18 protein-coding genes are annotated in these 23143 nt (G+C 45.5%); 9 read left to right on the top strand and 9 right to left on the bottom strand.

The features are described 5' to 3' along the window. Window positions 1-193: 193 nt before the first annotated feature. The 6 genes from QUA71_RS26445 to galE form a co-directional block, all read right to left on the bottom strand. Window positions 194-2203 carry an ABC transporter ATP-binding protein gene (locus tag QUA71_RS26445; protein WP_333289648.1) on the bottom strand — a complete coding sequence of 670 codons (2010 nt, stop codon included), beginning with the start codon at window positions 2201-2203 and terminating at the stop codon, window positions 194-196. A 92-nt stretch (window positions 2204-2295) separates the two neighbouring features. Further along, window positions 2296-3447, bottom strand: a complete 1152-nt coding sequence (locus QUA71_RS26440; RefSeq protein WP_333289646.1) for a glycosyltransferase family 4 protein — start codon at window positions 3445-3447, stop codon at window positions 2296-2298. A 282-nt stretch (window positions 3448-3729) separates the two neighbouring features. Next, window positions 3730-4557 carry a hypothetical protein gene (locus QUA71_RS26435; RefSeq protein WP_333289644.1) on the bottom strand — a complete coding sequence of 276 codons (828 nt, stop codon included), beginning with the start codon at window positions 4555-4557 and terminating at the stop codon, window positions 3730-3732. Between the two features lie 234 nt (window positions 4558-4791). Continuing rightward, window positions 4792-5724, bottom strand: coding sequence for a beta-1,6-N-acetylglucosaminyltransferase (locus QUA71_RS26430; RefSeq protein WP_333289643.1), 933 nt, complete (start codon window positions 5722-5724; stop codon window positions 4792-4794). Then, a complete protein-coding gene (locus QUA71_RS26425; protein WP_333289641.1) occupies window positions 5721-6758 on the bottom strand; it encodes a hypothetical protein in 1038 nt (345 codons plus the stop codon). The genes QUA71_RS26430 and QUA71_RS26425 overlap by 4 nt, the downstream gene beginning before the upstream one ends. 96 nt (window positions 6759-6854) lie before the next feature. Beyond that, on the bottom strand, window positions 6855-7865 hold the full coding sequence (galE, locus tag QUA71_RS26420; protein ID WP_190659095.1) for a UDP-glucose 4-epimerase GalE: 1011 nt from the start codon (window positions 7863-7865) through the stop codon (window positions 6855-6857). Window positions 7866-8497: 632 nt separating this feature from the next. Between galE and gloB the strand changes: the two genes are divergently transcribed. Further along, window positions 8498-9271, top strand: a complete 774-nt coding sequence (gene gloB / locus QUA71_RS26415) for a hydroxyacylglutathione hydrolase (RefSeq protein ID WP_333289639.1) — start codon at window positions 8498-8500, stop codon at window positions 9269-9271. Between the two features lie 2 nt (window positions 9272-9273). Here the strand turns inward: gloB and QUA71_RS26410 are convergent, their stop codons facing one another. Next, window positions 9274-10113, bottom strand: a complete 840-nt coding sequence (locus QUA71_RS26410) for a glycosyltransferase (protein ID WP_333289637.1) — start codon at window positions 10111-10113, stop codon at window positions 9274-9276. A gap of 619 nt (window positions 10114-10732) precedes the next feature. Between QUA71_RS26410 and QUA71_RS26405 the strand changes: the two genes are divergently transcribed. From QUA71_RS26405 to QUA71_RS26390, 4 genes are all read left to right on the top strand, one after another. After that, window positions 10733-15832 (top strand): PAS domain-containing protein, encoded by a 5100-nt coding sequence (locus QUA71_RS26405; RefSeq protein WP_333289635.1) that lies wholly within the window; start codon window positions 10733-10735, stop codon window positions 15830-15832. Window positions 15833-16101: 269 nt separating this feature from the next. Beyond that, on the top strand, window positions 16102-16560 hold the full coding sequence (gene rplI, locus QUA71_RS26400) for a 50S ribosomal protein L9 (RefSeq protein WP_333108796.1): 459 nt from the start codon (window positions 16102-16104) through the stop codon (window positions 16558-16560). 160 nt (window positions 16561-16720) lie between these two features. Beyond that, a complete protein-coding gene (dnaB, locus tag QUA71_RS26395) occupies window positions 16721-18046 on the top strand; it encodes a replicative DNA helicase (protein WP_333289633.1) in 1326 nt (441 codons plus the stop codon). Window positions 18047-18167: 121 nt separating this feature from the next. After that, a complete protein-coding gene (locus QUA71_RS26390) occupies window positions 18168-18338 on the top strand; it encodes a hypothetical protein (RefSeq protein ID WP_333289631.1) in 171 nt (56 codons plus the stop codon). Between the two features lie 145 nt (window positions 18339-18483). Here the strand turns inward: QUA71_RS26390 and QUA71_RS26385 are convergent, their stop codons facing one another. Together QUA71_RS26385 and QUA71_RS26380 are read right to left on the bottom strand one after the other, a co-directional pair. Then, window positions 18484-19071, bottom strand: a complete 588-nt coding sequence (locus QUA71_RS26385; protein WP_333217491.1) for an FKBP-type peptidyl-prolyl cis-trans isomerase — start codon at window positions 19069-19071, stop codon at window positions 18484-18486. 278 nt (window positions 19072-19349) lie between these two features. Continuing rightward, window positions 19350-19676: a phasin family protein gene (locus tag QUA71_RS26380; protein ID WP_190662145.1), complete on the bottom strand. Its 327-nt coding sequence runs from the start codon at window positions 19674-19676 to the stop codon at window positions 19350-19352. 215 nt (window positions 19677-19891) lie between these two features. Between QUA71_RS26380 and QUA71_RS26375 the strand changes: the two genes are divergently transcribed. The 4 genes from QUA71_RS26375 (at window position 19892) to QUA71_RS26360 (ending at window position 22729) form a co-directional block, all read left to right on the top strand. Then, on the top strand, window positions 19892-20248 hold the full coding sequence (locus QUA71_RS26375; RefSeq protein WP_333289629.1) for a zinc ribbon domain-containing protein: 357 nt from the start codon (window positions 19892-19894) through the stop codon (window positions 20246-20248). A gap of 72 nt (window positions 20249-20320) precedes the next feature. After that, window positions 20321-21286, top strand: a complete 966-nt coding sequence (locus QUA71_RS26370) for a BadF/BadG/BcrA/BcrD ATPase family protein (RefSeq protein ID WP_333217489.1) — start codon at window positions 20321-20323, stop codon at window positions 21284-21286. A 281-nt stretch (window positions 21287-21567) separates the two neighbouring features. Continuing rightward, complete coding sequence (locus QUA71_RS26365) at window positions 21568-22224, top strand: hypothetical protein (protein WP_190662148.1); 657 nt, start codon at window positions 21568-21570, stop codon at window positions 22222-22224. Window positions 22225-22261: 37 nt separating this feature from the next. Continuing rightward, window positions 22262-22729, top strand: coding sequence for an MgtC/SapB family protein (locus QUA71_RS26360; protein WP_333289627.1), 468 nt, complete (start codon window positions 22262-22264; stop codon window positions 22727-22729). Window positions 22730-23143 lie beyond the last annotated feature (414 nt).

The following is a 23143-nucleotide window of genomic DNA, read 5'->3' as shown; positions in this document are numbered from 1 at the left end:
TAATAAATCCTCAACATCTAAAAAACTGGTTTACTAAATGCTGCTACTGTCATCTATAAACTTGCAATCTGCTGTATGTATTCCTAGGCGGACCCTGGGAACAAAGGTAAATCAACCCGACATGATATGACTTATGGCTCCTTCTTCCTAAATTCTTCCTTCTTCCTTCTTTCTTCCTCCTTCTTTCTTCTGACTACTTTTTAACAGCCTGACGCTTAATAGTCTTTTCTATAAATTCTAAAGTAGTAAAAATATTAGCAGCAGAGTGAAATGATTCTCGGATTAACTCGTCTCTTTCTTCGGGAGAGTCTACCATTTCATCTACTAGCAATTTGAGGTAAGCTATCATGGGAGTCAGGCGAGTGCGAATTTCGTAAGAACCTCTAATTAGAGCTTCATCGCGAGCGGTTTCTTCGGCAAATTGCACTGAATACAAGCGAGTGTAGTAACCTCCTTTTGCTAGCAATTCTTCGTGGGAACCCATTTCTACTACTTGTCCGCGATCGATCACGGCGATTTTGTTGGCTTTTTGGACTGTGGAGAGGCGGTGGGCGATGACTAAGGTTGTGCGATCGCAACTCAATTTCTCGATCGCCGCTTGCACGTACCTTTCCGAAACCGTATCCAGCGAACTCGTTGCCTCATCTAAAATTAAGATTTCCGGGTTTTGCAGCAGGGCTCTAGCAATTGAAATTCTCTGACGCTGCCCTCCCGATAAAATCACGCCGCGATCGCCAATTTGAGTATCCAACCCCTCCGGCAACAGTTGGATAAACTCGTAAGCATTCGCTCCCTTCGCCGCTTCCACAATTTCTTCGTCAGTCGCTTCGGGCCTAGCGTAAGCAATATTTTCGCGCACTGAAGCATTAAACAAAAACGTATCTTGGCTAACAATACCCATCGCTTGTCTGAGACTTTTCAGCTCAAAGTCACGCAAATCCGTGCCATCGATCGAGATATGGCCTTCAGTAGGATCGTAAAATCTAGGCAGTAAATCTGCCAAAGTTGACTTGCCAGAACCCGAAGTTCCTACCAAAGCCAAAGTAGTGCCGTGAGGTATAAATAAATCAATTCCTTGCAAAACTAAATTTTTGTGGTTAGGATAACTAAAAGATATTTTATTAAAATGAATTCCCGAGCGCAAATGAGTGTACTGCACAGAAGCTTTCGCTTTCGGCATAAATGGCTTGTCGTCACGCCTCAAAAAATCATTAACCACCTCTACACTAGCCGACGTATTAGCAAATTGACTGCGCCCGCTATTCAACTGAGAAATTAAAGGAATTAACCTAAAAAGTACCAATAAGTAGGTTAATAAAATTGTAGAAATAGACTCTATCTCATTTGCAAATATTGTGCGACCTATAAATACAATCAAAATTATAACTATCAAATTAACAACTTCGTTAATTGGGGCGATCGCCGCATAATTTACCTGAGCCTGAAAATCCGCTTGTTCTCGCCTTTGAATTAAATGCTTGATCCGCTGATACTCCCTTTCCTCGTTCCCGGTTGACTTAACCAGCCGAATCCCAGTAATCGTTTCCAGCACCCTAACCGAATAATCTTTCGACATTTCAGAAAGCAGGTGGCCAAAATGCTTGGAACGGTTAATAATATATTGATTTGTCCAAGCAACTAACGCCAGCAAAACTGTAGCTGTCACCGTCAGTTTCCACGAGATCGAAAGTAGCAGACCCACAAAAACCAAAACTGTGATTGAGGTAGTAAACATTCCGATGGCCGTACCAACTGCACTAGCAGTCCGACCAATCTCTCCACCCAATCTATTAATTAAATCCCCGACTTTAGTTTTAGAGTAAAAATCTAAATCTACTTCTAACAACAACCGCAAACCTGCTTCTCGCAAATCAAAAGTCAGAGATCGCGTCAGAGAAGTAGCTACTAAAGTATTGATATAACTCGCAACATTTTTTAAAAAAATTGCCAGCACAACCGCCCCGGTCATCAACATTAAACGCTGATTTCCGGGCATTCCCTCAAAGGGATACATCAAAGTTTTAATTAGAGGTGGAGCGCCACGCAGCTCGATTGCTTCCTCTAAAAAACTTAAAAGCACTGGTACAATCAGAGTCGTGCTGATACCGTTAAATAAAGCGCCAGAAAAGCCCAGCATCACAGTTAAGAGAATCCTGCCGGGATATCGTCTGGCAAATTTTAGGAGTAGCTTATTGGCAGACATGAAGCATTCCCAGCTAAACAGTACGGCATCTCAAAATATTCTTTAATAACAGCCAGTTTTTCTTCCTCCCGTGAGTGGTTTTAAAATAACCTTTACATACCTGCGATTATATCTGAAAGTATCGGTTTCATTGCTTGAATACTATATTTTTTCACACATCTTTCCCGAGCTTTCATACCTTGTAAATTAGCCGCTGTCAAATTTTGAAATATCCATTGAATTTTTTGTGAAATTTGAGCGGGAGAACTCGGATCGACTAAATAACCCGTTCCCCCTAAAATTGCTGGAATATCCCCCACTCGCGTAGACAAAACAGGCTTAGCCATTGCCATGCCATCTGTCAGCTTGAGCGGAAACTGAGCCACGGCTGTAAGAGTTTCTCGCTGAGGAACAACGACAACATGAGCCGCCGCTACAACCGACGGCATCGTTTCCACTGGAAACCTTGGCAGTTTAATAATCCAACGCCCCCATTGTTTCACAAGTTTATCATCATAATCATCATAAGGACTCCCGCCGACGATCGCTAATTTTAAATCGGGCTCATTTAACTGTTCGAGGGCCATCAAAACATCCTCCACGCCTTTATGAGGTCGCGGTGCCCCCGGAAACATCAGAACTCTATACCCGGACAAGCCGTAACGCTGTCTGCTCAATTCAGGATTGTATTTAGCAGGGTCGAACATTGCAGTATCCTTACCATTAGGCAAATATACACCACCAAAACGCTGTTTTAAAAACTCAGTATGAACGGTGACTGCATCAGCACCGTGGATGAGACTTTCCATCCACTTTACATAGAGGGGATTATCTGGTTCTCTCAATTGACCATTATGTTTAAAAATATCTCGATAAAGTTGTTTAAAAGAAGGACGGTATTTCCATTCATCTCCGCCGTACCAGCTCAGTTCCCAGTCGTCTATATCTAGAATTATAGAGTGGCGAGTCGCCAGTTTTTTTAGCAGTGATAACCCAAAGCTTGTAGGTTTAGGTTTGACTGCATAAATAATATCCCCATCTATTTTTTTCCAAAGTTTTTGAGCATCCATCAAAAACCCCGGATAATTTTTACCCGGTATTGCACATACCGGGATATCTCTGGGAGGAATAGCATACAATTCCTTGCCAAACTGAAATCCAACAACTTCTACATCACATTTAAGCTCTATCAAGACTTGAGCTAAGAAAAAAGCACGAATTGCACCTGCTCCTGACAAATCGCTCACTACTAATGAAACTTTCACTAAGTATTTTGTTTATAACATTTGTTTGATTTTCCTGCTTAACCGAGCTTTTGTCAAGGCGATGGGGACTCACGCACTCCCGACCAAAGCAACCGGGTTTTTAACCAGGGAAAAGGGTGGCAACGCGTCTTTTGGTAAAAAAAAACACGGTGATGAACCCAAGACTGTTATTCAAACCAGCAATAATTCTTCTAAGTAAATTTTCGGATATGTTGAGGCTAATTTATTTTAATTGTGGGCGGAAATTTGTTGTTTTTGATGCAGTTTGCCAACAAACTTTAATTATTTTAAACGCCAGGGATTGTTAAGTTGATTTGGTAAAAATATTTTAGCCGTGCGATCGACTATTCTAGTAAACAGCGATCGCGTCACGTTCTTCGCGTACTGAGGGCGGTAAGGATAAGTGCAGTGCATTACTTTAATCGGTTTGTCGATCGTATAAACATCTTTCCACTTATCCAAGTAGTTGTAAACCGGGGACAAAGTTGCCCTTTTCGGTTTCACCGATTCAACAGCCGCCGCAAAAGCGCCCTGGTCTTTTAACAGTAGCACATTTTGATGCGCCACTACCATATCAAAATATTTCTTAAAGTTTGTGAACAATTCCTGAGTTTTACTGCTTTTCGTAAAAGCGATAAATCCACCATTGTATTGAATGCTATTTTCATTTAGCGGCAACCCGACAGACTGCAAAGTTGACAGAATATTCTGCTTCACTCTTAATAAATTTGCCGCTTTAGCAATCGCAGGCTGCACATCTTCCGTCACCAACAAATCCACCCCGTCAAGAAAATCAAAAACCTCATCTATTGGCGACAGCAAACAAATATCACAATCCATATAAATAGTTTTCTCAAAGAGAGATTCCCCGTACAAAGCCAGCTTAGCTAGCCGCGACGCTAAAACAGGATTTTCGTGAGAGGGTGCAGGTTTCAATATGACATTTCCAAACACCAGAAGTAAAGGATATAAAATTAGAGGGACTCTATCTATTAAAATAATAATGGGTTCGCGGTGAAACTTCCTGACAGACGCCAGAAAATGAACGCAATCCTGGAAAGAGTAAAGACCGGTTAAAATAGTGATAAATCCCTTGGTTTCTAATTTCACTTTTCTCTCTGCGTGGCGGTAACCAACGCCCTATAATAATTAAATCAAAAATTAAGTATTATTTGTTTGAGTGGTTGGGAGCATCTCATATTTGTAAAAACACTTCTTCTGGCTCCTTGCTTCTGACTCTTTCCTTCGGCCTCCTGCCTCCTGCCTCCTGCCTCAAAACTCCAATTTATAGCTGGGCTGCTTTCATTGAGATGCTCCCGAGTGGTTCCAGAGTAGGGCATTAACTCAATTAAAAATCAACGCATCTAGCTTGTCCATAATTTCAGCATCTTGGTTCATATCGAATTTGCGAGCAAAGTGGAAATTGCCATTAGTAATTGTGGTATAATCTTGAATGGTCAGCGTGCGGGGAGAACCAGCAACTGCTCCTCTATAATCAATGTAGCGCCGATCGTCATTCACCAAATTAAAAGTTTTGCTATTCACCAATATAGTTTGTACAAAAGACTCTTCAGGTACGACGGTTCCTTGATAGTAGGCAACAAAATCTGGGCAACTGTCAACAAAATTTTTGATATATTCAACGCACTTTCGAGAAAGAGTATACCACGCCCGACCCCCATAGCAAATAAATTCATTGTTAAATGGAGTCGAGCGGCACGGTATCCCTACCAGTGGCCCATAAGTCAAATAAAATTTCAGCCAAGTCCTTTTTTTTACCAGCGACAATTGCTGAAAATTTTTCAAAAAAAGGTAGCTCGATTTCCCTGGCATTCGCCAGTAAATACAATAATACCGCTTAAAACCCTTGTCTCGATCCCAAGGTATTTGGTCAGCAAAAATATCCCAATAGCTGATAAAACCATCGCAATCTGTGTTCGCGAGAAAGTTTTCAGTTTCTGACAGGGGTTGAGTCGGATAGTCTTGACCAGTCAGATTGATGAGCCAGTCAAAATCAGAATTGTTTTCAAACAACCAGTTAACTGCATTTAAGTATGGTTGAACTTGACAAGAAAAATCACCTCGGATTAAATACTCCTGATTTTGCAATAAATGTATATCTGACAAATCTTGAAGTGGGGTCAATCCTAAATCGCATCGATTAAAGTTGTGATTAATCAGAATTAGAGCATCAGGACTCGCTCGCTTAATGGTACGAACCAGTCGATAAATTTGGTGAGGATTTTGATGCGTTTGGATAAAATAGCAAATTTTCATGGTGATTTGACAGATAAAAGTTGATTTAGCTGGCTTTGTACGCGGTTCGCTTTCAGAATTAGATAGCGACGCATCAAAAATATTTGCTGCTGCGCCAGTGATGCCATACACCAGCGGTAATAGGCAGGAACAGCTACGTTTGTCAAAAAATTACGCCACTGGGAAGTAATTTTAGTATTACCCATTTCCTGAGCTCTGATCTTCCCATTGTTTACCATTTCTTGGCGCAAATTAAAATCATTTTTCAGACGAAAGAGAGCAGCAATAGCCTCCTCTGTCGAAGCTACTTCTATGTAGTCAAGTTCACTTTTGCGTTCATGGCGATAGGCTGATTCCCGCCCCAAAATGGCTGGAATTCCCGCGTGCCAAGCGTTAATCAATTTCGATGCTGGTTTCGAGTCAAAAGTGTTACTGCCCTCAAAACTCCGAACAGCGACGATTACATCAACTTCGCTGTAGTCATGCCAGCGATCGCATTTTACCACCTCCCACCGCAAACCCAAAGCACTGAGTTGTTCCTCCCACTGTGGTTGTTGCAATTGAGCAGCTAGATTGTCTAAAATGCCGAAAAAAGCAACATTTTCAAAACGAGCGCCCCGGTTGCGATCGCGCGGAATTAACTTGGATTGCAGCCAAGATCTCAGGGGATAACTCTGCCACAAAAATTGCGATCGCTTTAACAATTCATCTTGATTATTTTGCACAACTTGTAACTGAGCATATGGGTGAGGTTCTCGATCTACTTTTATACAAACAATCAACAACTTTGAAGATGGTTTTAAGTTGTCCGACCAAAAATCTCGATGGGAAATTACAATTCCTTCCTTCGGCACAAAATTTATTAGTTTACATGACAACCCATCTGCTTTCAAATAAAGATAAGTTTGCAATGTCCAGTCATACTTTCCTCGGCCGTACCTGCTGTTCCAAGAACTCATCCAGTCGCCGTATTCCTCGGGGATTTGTGGCATATCTCCTACAGGCCACTGGCTTTTGGGAATATAAAAATAAATGGGTGGTAAACTTTCTTTCATTTCCCAATTCAATTAGCACCTAAAAAATATTGTATTTTAACTCATTTCCTGTAAAGATAGAAGGCAGAATTAAAATTTTAATTCTGCCTTCTATCTTTATAGTTCTGCCTGCGAGTGGCGTTTTTGGTGCCACTGCCAAGCATGGGAGATAATGTTCTTAATGTCGGGATATTCAGGAGACCAACCCAAGGTTTCGATCGCCTTTTTGCTGCTACCAACTAAAGCAGGAGGGTCGCCCGGACGCCGTTCACGCTCAACAGCCTTAATCTCTTTTCCCGTCACTTGGCGAGCCGTTTCTATTACCTCTTTCACCGAAAACCCGCCACCGTTGCCCAAATTAAAGAAATCAGATTTGCCACCATTTAGCAAATATTCTAATCCCAAAATGTGAGCGGATGCCAAATCGTTAACGTGAATGTAATCCCGGATGCAAGTACCGTCAGGAGTATCGTAATCCGTGCCAAAAATCGCGATCGAATCTCGTTTCCCCAAAGCAGCGAACAACACCAGCGGAATCAGGTGAGTTTCTGGATTGTGATCCTCTCCTAACAACCCGTTCGGATCGGCTCCAGCCGCGTTAAAATAGCGGAAACAAACAGACTTGAAATCGTAAGCAGCGTCAAAATCCGACAAAATCCGTTCTACCATTAACTTAGTAGCACCGTAGGGATTGATCGGGTTTTGTGGGTGGTCTTCTGTGAGCGGGATTTTCTGCGGTACGCCGTAAGTCGCGCAAGTAGAAGAAAACACAAATTTCTTCACGTCAGCAGCGAGCATTGCTTCCAAAAGGGTAATAGTACCGATGACATTGTTGCGGTAATATTTAGCTGGGTCGGTAACAGATTCGCCCACGTAAGCGTATGCAGAAAAGTGCATTACCGCATCAATTTTGTGCGTAGCAAACAGGTTATCGAGAAGAGTGCGATCGCTCGTATCGCCAACTATAAACTCCACCTGCAAAGCCTGCTCTACTATATCTTGGTGACCGTAAGCTAAATTATCCAAAATCACCACACCGTAACCGGCGTTTTTCAGCGCTAATACCGCGTGAGAGCCAATATATCCAGCTCCGCCCGTCACCAAAATAGTTGGTTTGTCTGCACTCATTTTCTTCTGCCTGTTTTTGTAGCTGGGATTGCCAAGAGCCTTGTTAACTTGAGACTGCCACATCAGACGCTTTCACACTAGGCGTGAGCCGGAGAATTCAAGCGAAATATATAGGCTTTGCTGTGCGGGACAGAACGATCGCACTCCTAAACAACGCTTTTTATACTCCAGATAGATGCTGACTGTGCAAGTCTTTCTGTTCAATCGATAAACTTGAGGCGACCAATTTGGATATAATCAAATATCCGATTAATCTGATGTCGATCCTCTTCTGAAATTTTATCATCTGATAGGATAGCCGAAGTCAAAACTAAGTGTTCCCGGCGAGTGATCTTACCAGACGCTACAATCCGATCGACTTTTTGAGAAATTGTTAAGTTCGATTTGTTGTGAGATGTTCGCATTTATTCTTCGATCGCTTGTATGCTAAAATAATTAAAGCCGATTGCACTTATTGACCCAAAAATGGTGCGTACCCGACCGTAAATCACTTGGCTCAACAGCATAAATAACGTATCAGAGTTTTACTTCCCAAGATAGATACGCGGACTTAATAAATCTGCAATCAGCTTTCGGATAGCGTTCAGAACTAATTTAATTATATAATATTTTTCCTAGAGAGGCACCTTTCTATGCAGGTTTATCGGCTTCCGGTACTGTCCGACAATTACATTTTCTTGCTGCACGACCCCGATAGCCACACAGCAGCCGTCGTCGATCCAGCGCGATCGCAGCCAGTAGTAGAGCAACTGCAAGCACTCGGAGCCGAATTAACCGCAATTTTCAATACCCACCACCACCGCGACCACATCGGCGGCAATCAGGAACTGATCGATCGCTTTCCCCAAATTAAAGTTTACGGGGGCGCAGAAGATAGAGGCAGAATTCCCGGACAGCAAGTGTTTTTACAAGCTGGCGATCGAGTTTCTTTCGCCAACAGAACCGCCGAAGTCTTCTTCGTACCCGGCCACACAAAAGCTCACATCGCCTACTATTTCCCCCCCAGCAACCCCAGCGAAATCGGCGAATTGTTCTGCGGCGACACCTTATTTGCCGGAGGCTGCGGCCGGCTCAAAGAAGGCACTCCCGCCCAAATGTTAGCCTCTCTGGGACAACTGCGAAACTTGCCGGACAATACCAGAGTTTGGTGCGCCCACGAATACACGCTGAACAACCTGCAATTTGCCTTGAGTGTGGATGGCGACAATCCCGATTTACAGCAGCGCTTCGCCGAAGTCAAGGAAGCGCGGAGTCGATCGCAACCTACAATACCATCATCGATCGGCATCGAAAAAAGCACAAACCCATTTTTGCGCTGGGATTCTCCCCAGATCCAATCAGCCGCCAACACCCGCGATCCAGTGCAAACATTCGCTCGATTGCGCGGTATGAAAGACCAATTTTGACCTTAAAGTTTTTGTTTCTTCAGATAACTCTTAAACTTGAGTATTGGTTCGCTCAACCATCGGTCAAGTCTTTTGTATTTTACCTGAAAGCTCGACAGCCCCTTAAACTTATGGGGAATTTTTTTAAGTTCGTCCTTAAACGGTGTCTGAGACAACATATCGAGCCATAATTGATTGGGGGCGGAGCTTTCCCACGGTTTCGGTCTTGACATAAAGTGAATGACTTTACTTGACCTATCATCACTCTTGTGGCTGTTCCATATTTGATCTAATTGCTTCCACCTTCCCACTAAAACTGAATTTAATGCACCTTGATCGCGATCGCCCCAAACGTGGGTTCTAGCGTTTTGGAGCAACTTTTCGGACAGTTGCTCTTCCTCCCAAAGCTTCATGTTGTAAACTAAAACACCACTATTGAAATAAGGGTTTAGATCTTGATAATGGTTGGGATTTCCCCAGACGTTGGCTGCGGCTGCTATCGGCAGAGTTTGAAAATCTAGGTTCCACAGCGGCTCTAAGCTCCCCAGAACGATCGTGTCGCTGTCGAGCCAAATCAGCCTTTCTGTTTCCTTGGTATATTTTCGCGGCTCCAATTTAACGTAAGGAAGTTTAGAACCTGATATCGAAAGAAGTTGGTCGTAATTAGATTGCAATTCTTGCCATTCAATCTTGTATTTGCAGCAATTCTGTAACTGTTCCTTTTGCTGTGCATCTATCCTAGTAGATACAATGCTAATTTTTACAGGCTGCTCCCCACATTGGCTAACATTGAGATCTACAGACTTGAGAAGTGCTGCTAACCCCAGAATATAGGTGCGATCGGCGGCTGTGAATATGTGCATATGATTAAGTTTGTGGGATGAACGGCAAACGTGACACAAACGTTGGGACTGGAGGAAGCAGGCGACCCTGTATTGAGGTAAATGCGAGCGCCCGTTTACCGTTGAGACGAACAAAATCTTGCCTAAATTTCCGGTTAGATTTACACGAAGAAACGGGGTTTCTAAGTAGGTAGGCGCAAATAAAGTTTACAATGTAACAGAATGTAAGGCGGGCATAACAAGAGTGATTGCTTCGTTTCATTCGCTCCCAGAGAGACCTTATGTATTTTCAAGCTTCATCCACTTATTTATCTGTGCACAAGTGCCATCTGTTCGCACCCGAAAACGAGCAACAGCCATTGGTAATATGCAGCCACGCGAAAAATAATGAGATGGACTAACCTGGCATTTGAAACAGCCAGAAAATTCCTCGTCGCCTGTGCTGAATCCCGCAAATGGTTCAGACGTGGGACTCTACGATAAAATAAATTGTCTAGAGATCGATATTACCGCACAACGATCGACATCCATCTTAGGTTTGAAGTGTCACCCTGCTCCAATCAAAAGTTCCTCTGGTTATTTCCCTATTATTGAGCGCGATTGGCTTTGCCCAAAGTAAAATAAGCGTTGTTAGAAACCGATGCAAAACCCCCGCAATACTGAACCCCAAGCAAAAATCGACCCCTCTGTTTCAACGGATTCTAACAAAGCGTTCTACCCAGCCGCGCCTTGGCCAACTGATGTAGGGATGGTTCTGCAATTGGCAGATGGTAGCATTCAGGGGTGCAATTCTCACGCCCAGGATCTGTTGGGGATGACAGCACAACAGATGCTCTTATGCACTTCAATCAACAGTCGGTGGCAGACTCTGCGTGAAGATGGCTCGGATTTTCCCGGCGACACACATCCGGCGATGGTGGCGCTGCAAACCGGGCAACCATGTTTAAATGTCATCATGGGCTTCGATCGGCCACAGGGAGAATTGATTTGGTTGACGCTCAATTCTCAACCTTTATTTCAGGGAGATCGATCGACTCCCTATGCGGTAGTAACAACCTTCACTCCTATCGCTCAACCTCAGCCCGAACCAGTCTGTAACGCGCCCGCGCAACAACTCTCAGACACCCTCGAAAGTATTTCGGACGGGTTCTTTGCTTTGGATCGAGACTGGCGATTTACCTACCTCAATTCGCAAGCGGCACGGTGGCTGAATCGACCCTCGAAAGATTTGATTGGCCGCAGGATTTGGGAAGAGTTTCCCGAATCAGTTGGCAGTTTGTTTGAGCAGGAATATCGCCACGCCGCCACATTCCAAGTTACAGTTAGTTTTGAATCTTTTTATCCACCGCTCAATGCTTGGTATGCGGTACGAGCCTATCCAATCCCATCGGGGCTTGCCGTTTATTTTCAAGATGTGACTCAGCAGAAGGCGGATCGGGCTGTTTTTATTCAACAAGCCCAAACAGCACACCAACAACTAGCAGAAATCGAGGCAATTTATGCTAGTGCGCCGATCGGACTTTGCTTTATAGATACCGAGTTGCGGTTTGTCCGCCTCAACGATCGGCTAGCAGAAATTAACGGAGTTCCAGCCGCCGCCCACATCGGCAAAACATTGCGCGAAATCTTGCCAGAAATGGCAGATGATTTAGAGCCGCTTTACCGACAAGTTATTGAAACTAAAATACCACTTCAACAGCTCGAAGTTCGCGGGACGAACTCAGCACAGCCAGGAGTCGAACAGGATTGGCTGTTGAGTCTCTATCCGCTGAAAGCCGAGGACGATCGCGTTTTGGGCGTGAATGTGACGGTGCATGAAATTACCGAACGCAAAGCTACCAAAAAAGAAATTCAACGGCTCAACCAAGAATTAGAGCGACGAATTAATGAACTGCAATCGATACTTGATGCTGTACCTGTCGGTATTACGATCGCCGACGACCCACAGTGTCAAGTAATTCGCGCTAACCGGTTTGCCCAGTCGATGTTGAAAGTGTCGCCCGATACCAATGTTTCTGGAATCGGAGAGCAAGCGGCAGTCCTTCCCTTTAGACGACTCCGCAACGGACAGGAAATTCCGGGAGAACAACTCCCCATGCAACTAGCCGTGGCTTCCGGCGTCGAAGTGCGAGATGTGGAAATTCAAATGGTGCGCGAGGACGGGGTGGCCTTTGATTGGTTGGTGAATGCGGTGCCGTTATTTGACGAACAAGGCGCCGTTCGCGGCTGTGTGGCGGCGTTTATGGATATTAGCGATCGCAAACAAGCTCTTGCTGCTTTGCGCCGTTCCGAGGAACGCTATCGCACTTTGTTTGAGTCCCTAGACGAAGGTTTTTGCGTCATCGAAATGCTGTTTGACGAAAACGAAAAGCCGATCGATTACCGCTTTTTGGAAGTCAATCCGGCCTTCTTGAAACAAACCGGACTAGAACAACCTGTGGGTCAAACGGTGCGACAGCTCGTTCCGGATATCCAAGATTATTGGTTTGAGATTTACGGCAAAGTCGCGCTGACGGGGGAACCCCTGCGCTTCGAGCATGGCTCGAAAGTCATGAACCGCTGGTTCGATGTTTTGGCGTTCCGCACTGCTGAGCCACAGAGCCGACAAGTCGCCATACTTTTCAAAGAAATCAGCGATCGCAAACAATCGGAGAATCGGTTGCGGCAGCAGGAAGAACAACTGCGGCTGTTCGTCAAACATTCGCCTGCGGGAGTGGCGATGTTTGACCGCCAGATGCGGTATATGCTGGTGAGCGACCGCTGGCTGTCAAGTTACGGGCTCGGTACTCAAAACATTGTGGGCCGATCGCACTACGACATCTTTGCCAATTTGCCCGATCGTTTTAAACAAGTCCACCAGCGCTGTCTGGCGGGAGAAGTCGAAATCTGCCAAGAAGATCAGTTTCCCCGCCCTGATGGCTTGATCGACTGGGTGCGCTGGGAAATTCATCCTTGGCGAACCAACACCAATGAGATTGGCGGCATCATGATTTTTTGCGAAATCATCACCGAGCGCAAAAACGCTGAACTTGCGCTGCAAGCGGCCAACCAACAAGTCAGCAATATTCTAGAAAGTATTACCGATGCCTTTATGGCGCTCGATTCAGAATGGCGCTATACCTACGTTAATGCCACAGCAGAAAAACTGCTTTCTCGCTCTCGATCGGACTTGCTAGGTCGATCGATCTGGGAGGTATTCCCCGCCGAGCGAGAATCCAATTCGAGGACATATCAAGAATTCCATCGAGTCGTTAACGAGCAAGTTTCTGTCAAGTTTGAAGAGTATTCGCCCTCGCTCCAGATGTATATAGAAGTGAGCGCCTATCCTGCGGCCGAAGGACTTACGGCTTATTGGAGCGATATTAGCGATCGCAAACACACAGAAGAAGAACTGCGGCAAAAAAATGCGATTTTGAATGTGATTAACGAGTCAGCGCCCACGCCAATTTTTGTCAAAAATCGAGAAGGACAGATTATTTATGCAAATCCAGCCACGCTGGAAATAATGGGCAAACCTGCTTCTGAAGTAATTGGTGGTCGCGATATCGATTTATACCCAGTAGTAGAACTTGCAGCCAGAGTCACGGAAAACGATCGGCGCATTATGGAATCTGGACAAACAGAAGTCCTCGAAGAATCTCACGATGGCATTCGGACCTTTCTGGTAATGAAAGCTCCCTACCGCAATCAGGCGGGAGAAGTCATCGGCTTGATTGGCATCTCCAGCGACATCACAAATCGCAAACAAGCAGAAGTCGCCATGCAAGAACAAACTAAGTTATTGCAAGTAATTATTGACAGCATTGGTGATGGTTTGATTTTGGCCAACCAACAAGGGGAGTTGGTGTTGTTTAACCGAGCTGCCCTGGGGATATTCGGTCCGCTATCGAATGAAAAATCCTATGAGGAATGGTCGAGCACCTACGGACTATTTTTGCATGACAAAAAAACCCTTTTCCCCAACGCTGAACTACCTCTAGCCAGAGCAATCAAAGGTGAATATGTCAATGATGTAGAGGTATTTGTCCGCCGCGAAGATTCCGAAGGTCGCTGGATCAGTATCAGCGGTTATCCGGTAGTTGATACTAGCAGCGAAATCAAAGGCGGAGTGGTTGTCTGTCGGGATATCACAGAACGCAAACAAGCCGAAGCAGCGCTGCAAGAAAGCGAAGAACGATTCCGCAATATGGCTAACAACGCTCCTTTTATGGTATGGGTAACAGACTCCACAGGCTATTGCACTTTCCTGAGCGAAAGCTGGTATGAATTCACAGGTCAAACAGAGGAAACTGGTTTGGGATTCGGTTGGGTAAACGCGGCGCATCCAGAAGACCGAGAACAGGTCAAAAAAGCATTTTTGACAGCCAACGAACGCCAGGAACCTTACCGCGTAGAATTTCGCGTCGGGCGCAAGGATGGCGGATATTCTTGGGCGATCGATGCGGCTGCTCCCAGATTTTCCGAAAGCGGACAATTTGAGGGTTATATCGGCTCTGTTATCGACATTACAGAGCGCAAACAAGTGGAAACCGAGCGCGATATGGTTCTGCAATTAGAACAAACTGCTCGCGCGGAAGCCGAGCGAGCTAACCGCATTAAAGACGAGTTTCTGGCGGTGCTTTCTCACGAGTTGCGATCGCCCCTGAATCCGATTTTAGGCTGGTCGCAACTGCTCGTCGGTGGCAAGCTGAACGCGAGTCAAAGTGCCAAGGCTTTTGAGACGATCGAGCGTAACGCCAGACTACAATCTCAACTAATCGAAGACTTGCTTGACGTGTCTCGGATTCTGCAAGGGAAACTCAGATTGAATGTCGCTCCGGTGAATGTGGCAACCATTATCATGTCTGCTTTGGAAACCGTGCAATTAGCAGCCGAAGCCAAAAAAGTTCAAATTCAAACAATTTTAAATCCCGATGTCGGGCAAATTCTCGGCGATACAAGTCGCTTGCAGCAAATTGTCTGGAATTTGCTGTCAAACGCGGTGAAATTCACGCCCGAAGGCGGTCGAGTTGAAGTTCGATTAATGCAAATCGAAGGCCAAGCTCAAATTCAAGTCATAGACACTGGTAAAGGAATTCTTCCCAATTTCTTGCCTTATGTTTTTGACCATTTCCGACAAGAAGATGGCGCTACAACTCGCAAATTTGGCGGCTTGGGATTGGGATTGGCGATCGTCCGCCAACTCACTGAACTTCACGGCGGAACGGTGTTTGCAGAAAGCGCCGGAGAAGGTCAAGGAGCGACGTTTACGGTGAGATTACCGCTTTTAAATGATGATTCTAGAAGGCAGGAGGAGGAAGAACGTCATGGGGCTGCTCCTCCCGAGCTCTCATCCTTGCCGCTAGCTGGATTGAGAATTTTGGTGGTAGATGATGAGCCTGACTCGCGAGATTTTGTCGCTTTCGTGCTTGAGGAAGCGGGTGCAGAGGTGATTTCCCTGTCATCTGCTGCTGAGGTGCTAGAGTCGATCGAACAAACTGCGCCGGATTTGCTCGTCAGCGACATTGGAATGCCGCATATGGATGGGTATATGTTGATCGATCGCATCCGCACTCAGCTTGCGCCTGAGTATCGGCAGTTGTTGGCGATCGCCTTAACGGCCTATGCTGGAGAAGCGAACGAGCGCCAAGTTTTGCAAGCCGGATTTGACAAACACTTAGCCAAGCCGATCGAGCCGACTGAGTTAGTTGCTACTGTAGCGCGATCGATCGTCGCCAAGCGCCTTGAAAATAAAGCCTGAGTGCTCGGTAAGACATTGCACTGTAGTTGATTTGGCTCATTACAGCACCCCCGTTTTGCGTAATTTCAAACTGAATTTGCCCGTTAAAAATATTATCCCTGTTTCTTCCCTCGAACCTCGAATCTCGAACCTCGAATCTCAACATCCATCGGTTACATCCGTTATATCCGTTACATCCGTTAAATAATCCGTTGCCGAACTTCCTTGCGATCGCCCCTCAAACTTCGCTATTATAAAAAGTTGCAGTTAAAATCCCACAACCCACGATCATGGCCAAGCGCGTCCAATTAGTTTTAAATAAAGATGTCAGCAAACTCGGTAAAGCTGGCGACGTAGTAGAAGTAGCCCCGGGCTACGCCCGCAACTACCTAGTACCCCAAGGAATGGGATTTAAAGCCACTCCGGGCATTCTGAAGCAAGCAGAGCGCCGCCGTGAAGAAGAAAGACTGCGCCAGCTAGAGCTCAAGCAGCAAGCTGAAGTCCGCAAAACCGCCCTCCAATCGGCTGGGCCTTTCATCATCTCCAAGCAAGTTGGCGAAGCAGACGCGATTTTTGGTACTGTCACCAACCAAGAAGTAGCAGAACTGATTTTCAACTCTACCAGTCAAGAAGTCGATCGGCGCGGCATCACTCTGCCCGAAATTCGCCAAACTGGTACATACAAAGCTGAAATCAAACTACACGCAGAAGTTACCGCCGAAGTTGATATTCAAGTTGTTCCGATGTAATTAAGAGTTATCAGTCATCAGTCATTAGTTGTTAGTCATTAGTCATTAGCTAACAACTAAGCACTGCTAACTTGCGAAGTGAGTGACGCCTTCCTTACAGATTGAGAACTGACGACTAATAACTGGCAACTAATAACTAATGACTGAGAAATATTGACTAATGAGCGATTTGATGCCGACAAATATAGAGGCAGAAGAAGCAATTTTGGGCGGGATTTTAATTGACCCCGAAGCTATTTCCCGAATTGCCGAACTGCTGCGACCGGAGTTTTTTGCCATCACCGCTCATCAAGTCATTTATCGATCGGCATTAGGGCTATTTTTACAGGGTCAACCTACCGATTTAATGACGGTAACAACTGCGCTAACCGATCGCAACCAGTTAGAGCAAGTAGGAGGACTAACTAAATTAGCACAATTAGTCGATCGCACAGTTTCTGCAGTCAACATCGACCAATATGCAGTTTTAGTTGAAGACAAATATCAGCGCCGCAAATTAATCGAAGCTGGCAACAACATAGTACAATTAGGTTACGAGACGGCAACACCACTAGAAACAGTCTTAGACCGCGCCGAACAAGAAATTTTCAGCATAACTCAAGAACGCCCGCAACAGGATTTAGTATCGATCGGTGAAACATTAAACCAAACATTTCAAGACCTAGAAAATCGCAATGAAGGCCTGACACTTCCCGGTATTCCCTGCGGCTTTTATGACTTAGATGCCATGACAGGAGGCTTTCAGCGATCGGATTTAATCATCGTTGCAGCTAGACCGGCGATGGGCAAAACGGCCTTTTGTACCAATATCGCCCACCACATCGCCGCTGGACTGCAGAAATTGCCGGTTGCCGTTTTCAGCTTAGAAATGTCGAAAGAACAGCTAGTGCAGCGCATCCTGTCCAGCGAAGCCAAAATAGAAAGCAACCGCTTGCGATCGGGTAGAATCAGTCAAAACGAATGGGAACCAATCAGCACAGCCATTGGCAATTTATCAGAACTACCGCTGTTTATTGACGATACTCCCAATATTACCGTCACAGAAATACGATCGAAAGTCCGCCGCCTCCAAGCAGAACAAGGCGGAACCCTAGGATTAGTTTTGCTAGATTACCTGCAATTAATGGAAGGTACCAGCGACAACCGCGTGCAAGAACTATCTCGAATTACCAGAAGTCTTAAAGGTTTAGCCCGCGAACTCAACGTGCCGATTATTGCCTTATCTCAGTTGAGTCGGGGTGTGGAAGCGAGGACAAACAAGCGGCCGATGATGTCTGATTTGAGAGAAAGCGGATCGATCGAGCAAGACGCAGATTTAGTAATTATGCTATACCGCGATGAATACTATAACCCTGATTCGCCCGATCGCGGAATTGCAGAAGTAATTATTACCAAACACAGAAACGGCCCCACAGGAATTATCAAACTATTATTTGACGCCCAATATACCTGCTTTCGCAATCTGGCATCTCCGAAGCGATCGTAAATCCACCAGGGCTTATAGCAATCTTCGCATCATTTGTGAATTTCTTACTCCCTCCGCTTGATAAGGGGAGGGTTGGGGTGGGGTAAAAGTTTACGACTCCTGCAAGGAATTGCTATATATTATGTCAGTTGAATTGGCAGTTATAAAGTTGGGTCGATTAAGTGGCGGCGGGTTTATAGATATTGTCGAGGTGAATGGAAGATGGTTGGTGAAACCTGCCACTACCAATATTGTGGTTAATTTACCAGACTTAATAAGCCCAGGTGCAGCTAAATTTTACAGTCAACTTTGATGAAATTATTGTGGGGTGGGCGTCTCGCCCGCCTGAAAAATACAACTTAAATGCGGAACAGCTTATTACACAGAAACCCGGTTTCTTAAAAAAAACCGGGTTTCTAAACACCGTAAAAGTTTTACGTTGAATTAGATTGAGCTACCTAGCCAGCGATTTTCAACAATTCCACATCAAAAATCAGCGTAGCATTAGGAGGAATCACCCCGCCCGCACCGCGAGCACCGTAACCGAGTTCAGGGGGAATAATCAACTTGCGGCGGTCTCCAACTTTCATCGTACCGACACCTTCATCCCAACCCTTAATTACTTGACCTACGCCAATTTTGAACTGAAAAGGAGAATTGCGATCGCGAGAACTGTCAAACTTCGTGCCATCCTCCAAAGTTCCAGTGTAGTGCACGACAACCGTCTGCCCGGTTTTTGGAGTCGCCCCATTACCCTCTTTCAATTCAACATATTTCAGACCGGAATCGGTGGTGACAGTTTTCTCAGTATTATCAGTCATGTTATTGCCAGCGATAGTAGCTGGTACCTTCGGTAAAGTAGCATCCGCTACTAGCAAGCTATTCTCATTCAAAGACTGCGCTGACAACTTCTCAATAGCAGTCTCGGGTAAAAGATTGTTCAATTCGGCTGCAACTGCTTGGGACCCAGAACCGCCCATTTGAGCGACTATCAAAAACAAAAAGCAAACCAGCATTACCCCCAAGCTGACTAGAACTCCTCGCAAAATTAATCCTCCTGATACTTTTAACCGCGATATCTTAGATATCTAAGACATCTACAACAACAAGAAATAGCCAATTTTATCTGAACTTTTCCACCAAAAAACGGCAGATACCAGATAATTTTCAAGGCAAAAGTATGAAGTCAGAATGTTTGTAATTCTACATAAATGGCTTCTACATGAGTGCCTTTTTTAGCCTTCTGGCTTCGGGTGACAATCTTATCACAAGATAACAGCGAACTCCTCGCGGGCGTTAGCGAAGCCCTCGAAGAGGATCGAACTCAGCGCCAGTTACGGTTTTCTAAATCTCGCATCTGACGTTCCAAACGATCGAGCCTTCCGCGCAACTCATCCATTTCGGACTGTCGGGGGACTCCCATATCTTGGAGAATATTCCGCAATTGCCGCTGCAACTGCGTATCCCAATTGCCCTGCTCAGACTTGAGCTGCTCCGTCATGTCATCGACAAAGGTTTTGGCTTGCTCGGGATTGATTTTGCCATCTTTGACCCATTGCTCGCTAGCTTCCTGCAATTTCTCGGCTACCAGGGAGGTAGTACCAATGCCCAGCATTACCAGTTGTTTGAGTAAGTTGCTATTGTTATCCATAGATTTTTCCTAATGTTTGCCCTTTCATACCCGATCGGCTCAGGTAGCCTGCTGTCGCTGCGAAACCATCTGTAAACTTAAAGTTACATCAGCGCACACCTACCTTTCTATTTTGGAGCATCAAGCCGCCTGATGGCGAGCCGATCGCGCTAATCGGCGTTCGGAAAACCCCCTAATGAGCCTACCCACCACCTTACCCCATAACCCTGCTGTCTATGCCTGATTGCCCCCGCTGCCACCAACCTGTAGACGCCCGAGCGCTCGCCTGTCCGCACTGCAAAATCCCTCTCAAAGCTTTCGGTCATCCGGGTATCCCTCTTTATCGATCGAAACCCGAAGAATTTCTGTGCACTAACTGTATTTATCACGAAGACGACACTTGCAACTACCCGCAGCGTCCCTTTGCCAAAGAATGCACGCTTTATCACGATCGAGCTGAGCCACTTGTGCCACAGACGATCCCTTACAGCAGCGGCAACGGGCTGCAATCGATCAAAAATTGGTGTCAGCGCCATCTGGTTTGGTTAGCATTATTAGGTTTAATTATTATTAGCATTGCTCTGTCGATTTAATCGGATTGTACAAAGCGTAGAATAGACATATCTCTGTTAATCTGGGTTGCTCTATTATTCTGTAAATTATTCATGAGCTACGTATTCGGCATCGACGGCGGCGGCACTAAAACTATCTGCCTTTTAATGGATGACAACCACCTTGTTTTAGGACGGGGGGAAGCAGGGCCGTCAAATTATCAAACCCTGGGAATTGAGACAGCCAAACAATCCATTCAATTGGCGATCGAACGAGCAGTTCTGTCCGCTCAGGTCGAGGCTGTAGGCAATCTCAACATAGAAGCAATTGGTCTGGGACTAGCAGGCGTCGGGCGTCCAAAAGATCGTGAAATAGTGCAATTTGTAGTGCAGAACTTGCAGTTTACGAATACTTTACCAGTAACCCGATCGTTCCTGCCCAGGAATATAGTAATTTCCAGCGATTGCGCGATCGCACTTGCTGGCGGTACAGGTCATCCAGTGGGTATCGCCGTTATTTCAGGAACCGGTTCGATTGTTTTCGGGCAAAACCGTCACGGGAAAACTAAACGAGTCGGCGGTTGGGGATATATTTTAGGCGATGAAGGCAGCGGATATAACATCGCCCTTCAGGGTTTGCAAGCTGCTTTGAAGTTCTATGACGGACGCGAAGATTTTACCGTGCTTGCGGAAAAATTTCAAAAGCATTTAGGCCTCAATAACCTAGAAGAATTGGTAGAAGTCGTTTACGGGCGCGGTTGGGGAGTCAAAGAAATTGCAGCTTTAGCGCCGATTGTCGAGGGAGCAGCAGCAGAGGGCGATCGCGTCGCTGACAGCATTATCAATAATGCTGTGGCAGAATTAACCTATGCAACAAAAATAGCCATTTCAGCGCTATTTAACCAAACAGAAGAATTTGAAATTGTGATCGTAGGAGGTGTGTGGGGCGGCGAGGCAAATTGCCGAGGTCGGTTTGAAGCGGCCATAAGTGCGATCGCCCCAAAGGCTAAGGTTATTTCGCCCCGATACGAACCAGCTTTCGGTGCTGGATTGTTAGCTTTAAACGCTCTCAACAATTAACCTGGCGATCCCAGCCTTCGTGCGGGAATTTCACCTTAACTAATTAGAGGCTAAGGGGGACGATGAATCGAAATCTCTCCTTTATCCTCCTTATCTTCCCAATCTTGCCCATTTTCTCGATCTTTCCAAATTTTAAAAGTTTCGATTATCTACCTTATCTTCCCAACTTGTAGAATTCCAGCCTGCCATAATCAAAACATCAGATGAATGCGAAACAAGAAACACATTTAGCACTATTGCGTTCCTAAGTAAACAAAAACCGCAGCAAGGAGACAATTTATATGATTACTTCTCAAAAATGGCGTTCAGCAACAGCAGCGATCCTCGCACTGGGCATTACAGTTGGAACCAGCGCGCCGCTGGTGGTAGCTACTCCCGCAGAAGCCCAACAACGAATTTCACAATTTGATAGCATCCGAATTCCGTCGGGCAGTGTAATTCCAGTTAGCTATGAAAAAGACAAAATAGTTGTCACCCGCGAAGAAACTGCACCTTTAACTTTAACAGTGGCGCGAGACATCCGCACACCTCAAGGCAGAGTATTAATCCCCGGAGGCAGCCAGATAGTCGGGACACTCCAACCTGTCAGAAGAGGCAATCAAATCGGTACTCAATTTGTTGCCAGAGAGTTAATTATCAGCCGCCGCCAACGCTATCGGATTGATGGCTATTCGGGAATTATTACCCGAAGCGAAAGAGTCCAAAAAGGTGCTGGCACAGGTTCATTAGCGCAAGGTGCAGCATTGGGTGCAGCAGCAGCAGCAGCACTAGCAGGCATTACCGGTGACAAAGCGATCGCCACGGAAGAAGTATTGGGAGGCGCTGGGATCGGCGCTATAGCTGGAGTATTGTTGGGGCGGCGCAGCGTTGACGTGCTCGTGATTCGCCCGGAACAAGATTTGGCAGTGACATTGCGATCGGACATCGTACTCCGCTAATATTGGAATCTTCGGATTAATTATTTGCAGTAAAACATTGTCGATCGCTAACTTGTGGTCTCCCGATCATTGGCTAGGCCTACTATTAAGGTTGTGCCTAGCCCTGTTCGTTGGCGGAATTATTGGATGGGAGCGCCAACTCAGACACAAACCAGCGGGATTGAGAACTCATATGCTAGTTAGTATGGGTTCTGCACTGTTTGTTTTAATGCCGCTGGCAATGGGTAAAAATGAAAACGGAGGAGATGCTGTAGCGCGCGTAATTCAAGGCATTGCTGCCGGGATTGGGTTTTTGGGAGGCGGAGAAATCCTGCGGCAAAATCAACAGGAAATAGGCAAAGTTGAAGTTCACGGACTCACCTCTGCCGCCGCTATTTGGGTGTCAGCAGCTTTAGGAACTGCGGCCGGATGCGGGTTGTGGCAACTGGCATTAATTGGCGCTTTAATGTCGCTGTTTGTTCTGAGAGTAATTAAAGAGTTAGAGCGTCGGACTCGTGGAAAATAGTCTCAGTTATAATATAAAATCGGGTATTATAACCGTTATAACGTTTGTAGTGACGACGGAAGTACGAGCGAGTTTTATGAGGGTTAAAGTCCTCACTACCAACTAATTTTATTTCAGGCGAGGGAGAGAAAATAATATGAGCTATTTCATACCAAGTCCAGTTAACCAGCGATCGTAAATTGTTTGCCCTCATCCCAGCCATACCTCTCCAGATGCTGAAAAAGGGGCGTAACACAATTTGAGGATGATTATTGTGGGCATTGGTGTCAACTTAACGTTAAACCCTCATTTCGGCAGGGGTTGAAACAAGAGCCTCAAAGCGAAAGTCCTGGCTATGATACCAATTTTACATGAAGTTGCATAGAATAAGGATACTGTTTAGAGGGCATCAGTGATGGCACGCCAACTGATTCT

It is taken from the genome of Microcoleus sp. MON1_C5, assembly GCF_036701875.1.
Classification (GTDB): Bacteria; Cyanobacteriota; Cyanobacteriia; order Cyanobacteriales; family Microcoleaceae; genus Microcoleus.
This window is presented reverse-complemented; position numbering and strand designations above follow the sequence as displayed.

Excerpts from the sequence above, each read along its gene's own strand:
- galE (WP_190659095.1), bottom strand. The coding sequence starts at position 7,865 with ATGAGTGCAGACAAACCAACTATTTTGGTGACGGGCGGAGCTGGATAT.
- QUA71_RS26380 (WP_190662145.1), bottom strand. The coding sequence starts at position 19,676 with ATGGATAACAATAGCAACTTACTCAAACAACTGGTAATGCTGGGCATT.
- QUA71_RS26370 (WP_333217489.1), top strand. The coding sequence starts at position 20,321 with ATGAGCTACGTATTCGGCATCGACGGCGGCGGCACTAAAACTATCTGC.
- rplI (WP_333108796.1), top strand. The coding sequence starts at position 16,102 with ATGGCCAAGCGCGTCCAATTAGTTTTAAATAAAGATGTCAGCAAACTC.
- QUA71_RS26405 (WP_333289635.1), top strand. The coding sequence starts at position 10,733 with ATGCAAAACCCCCGCAATACTGAACCCCAAGCAAAAATCGACCCCTCT.
- QUA71_RS26365 (WP_190662148.1), top strand. The coding sequence starts at position 21,568 with ATGATTACTTCTCAAAAATGGCGTTCAGCAACAGCAGCGATCCTCGCA.
- gloB (WP_333289639.1), top strand. The coding sequence starts at position 8,498 with ATGCAGGTTTATCGGCTTCCGGTACTGTCCGACAATTACATTTTCTTG.
- QUA71_RS26425 (WP_333289641.1), bottom strand. The coding sequence starts at position 6,758 with ATGAAAGAAAGTTTACCACCCATTTATTTTTATATTCCCAAAAGCCAG.
- QUA71_RS26390 (WP_333289631.1), top strand. The coding sequence starts at position 18,168 with ATGTCAGTTGAATTGGCAGTTATAAAGTTGGGTCGATTAAGTGGCGGC.
- QUA71_RS26445 (WP_333289648.1), bottom strand. The coding sequence starts at position 2,203 with ATGTCTGCCAATAAGCTACTCCTAAAATTTGCCAGACGATATCCCGGC.
- QUA71_RS26375 (WP_333289629.1), top strand. The coding sequence starts at position 19,892 with ATGCCTGATTGCCCCCGCTGCCACCAACCTGTAGACGCCCGAGCGCTC.
- QUA71_RS26410 (WP_333289637.1), bottom strand. The coding sequence starts at position 10,113 with ATGCACATATTCACAGCCGCCGATCGCACCTATATTCTGGGGTTAGCA.
- dnaB (WP_333289633.1), top strand. The coding sequence starts at position 16,721 with ATGAGCGATTTGATGCCGACAAATATAGAGGCAGAAGAAGCAATTTTG.
- QUA71_RS26430 (WP_333289643.1), bottom strand. The coding sequence starts at position 5,724 with ATGAAAATTTGCTATTTTATCCAAACGCATCAAAATCCTCACCAAATT.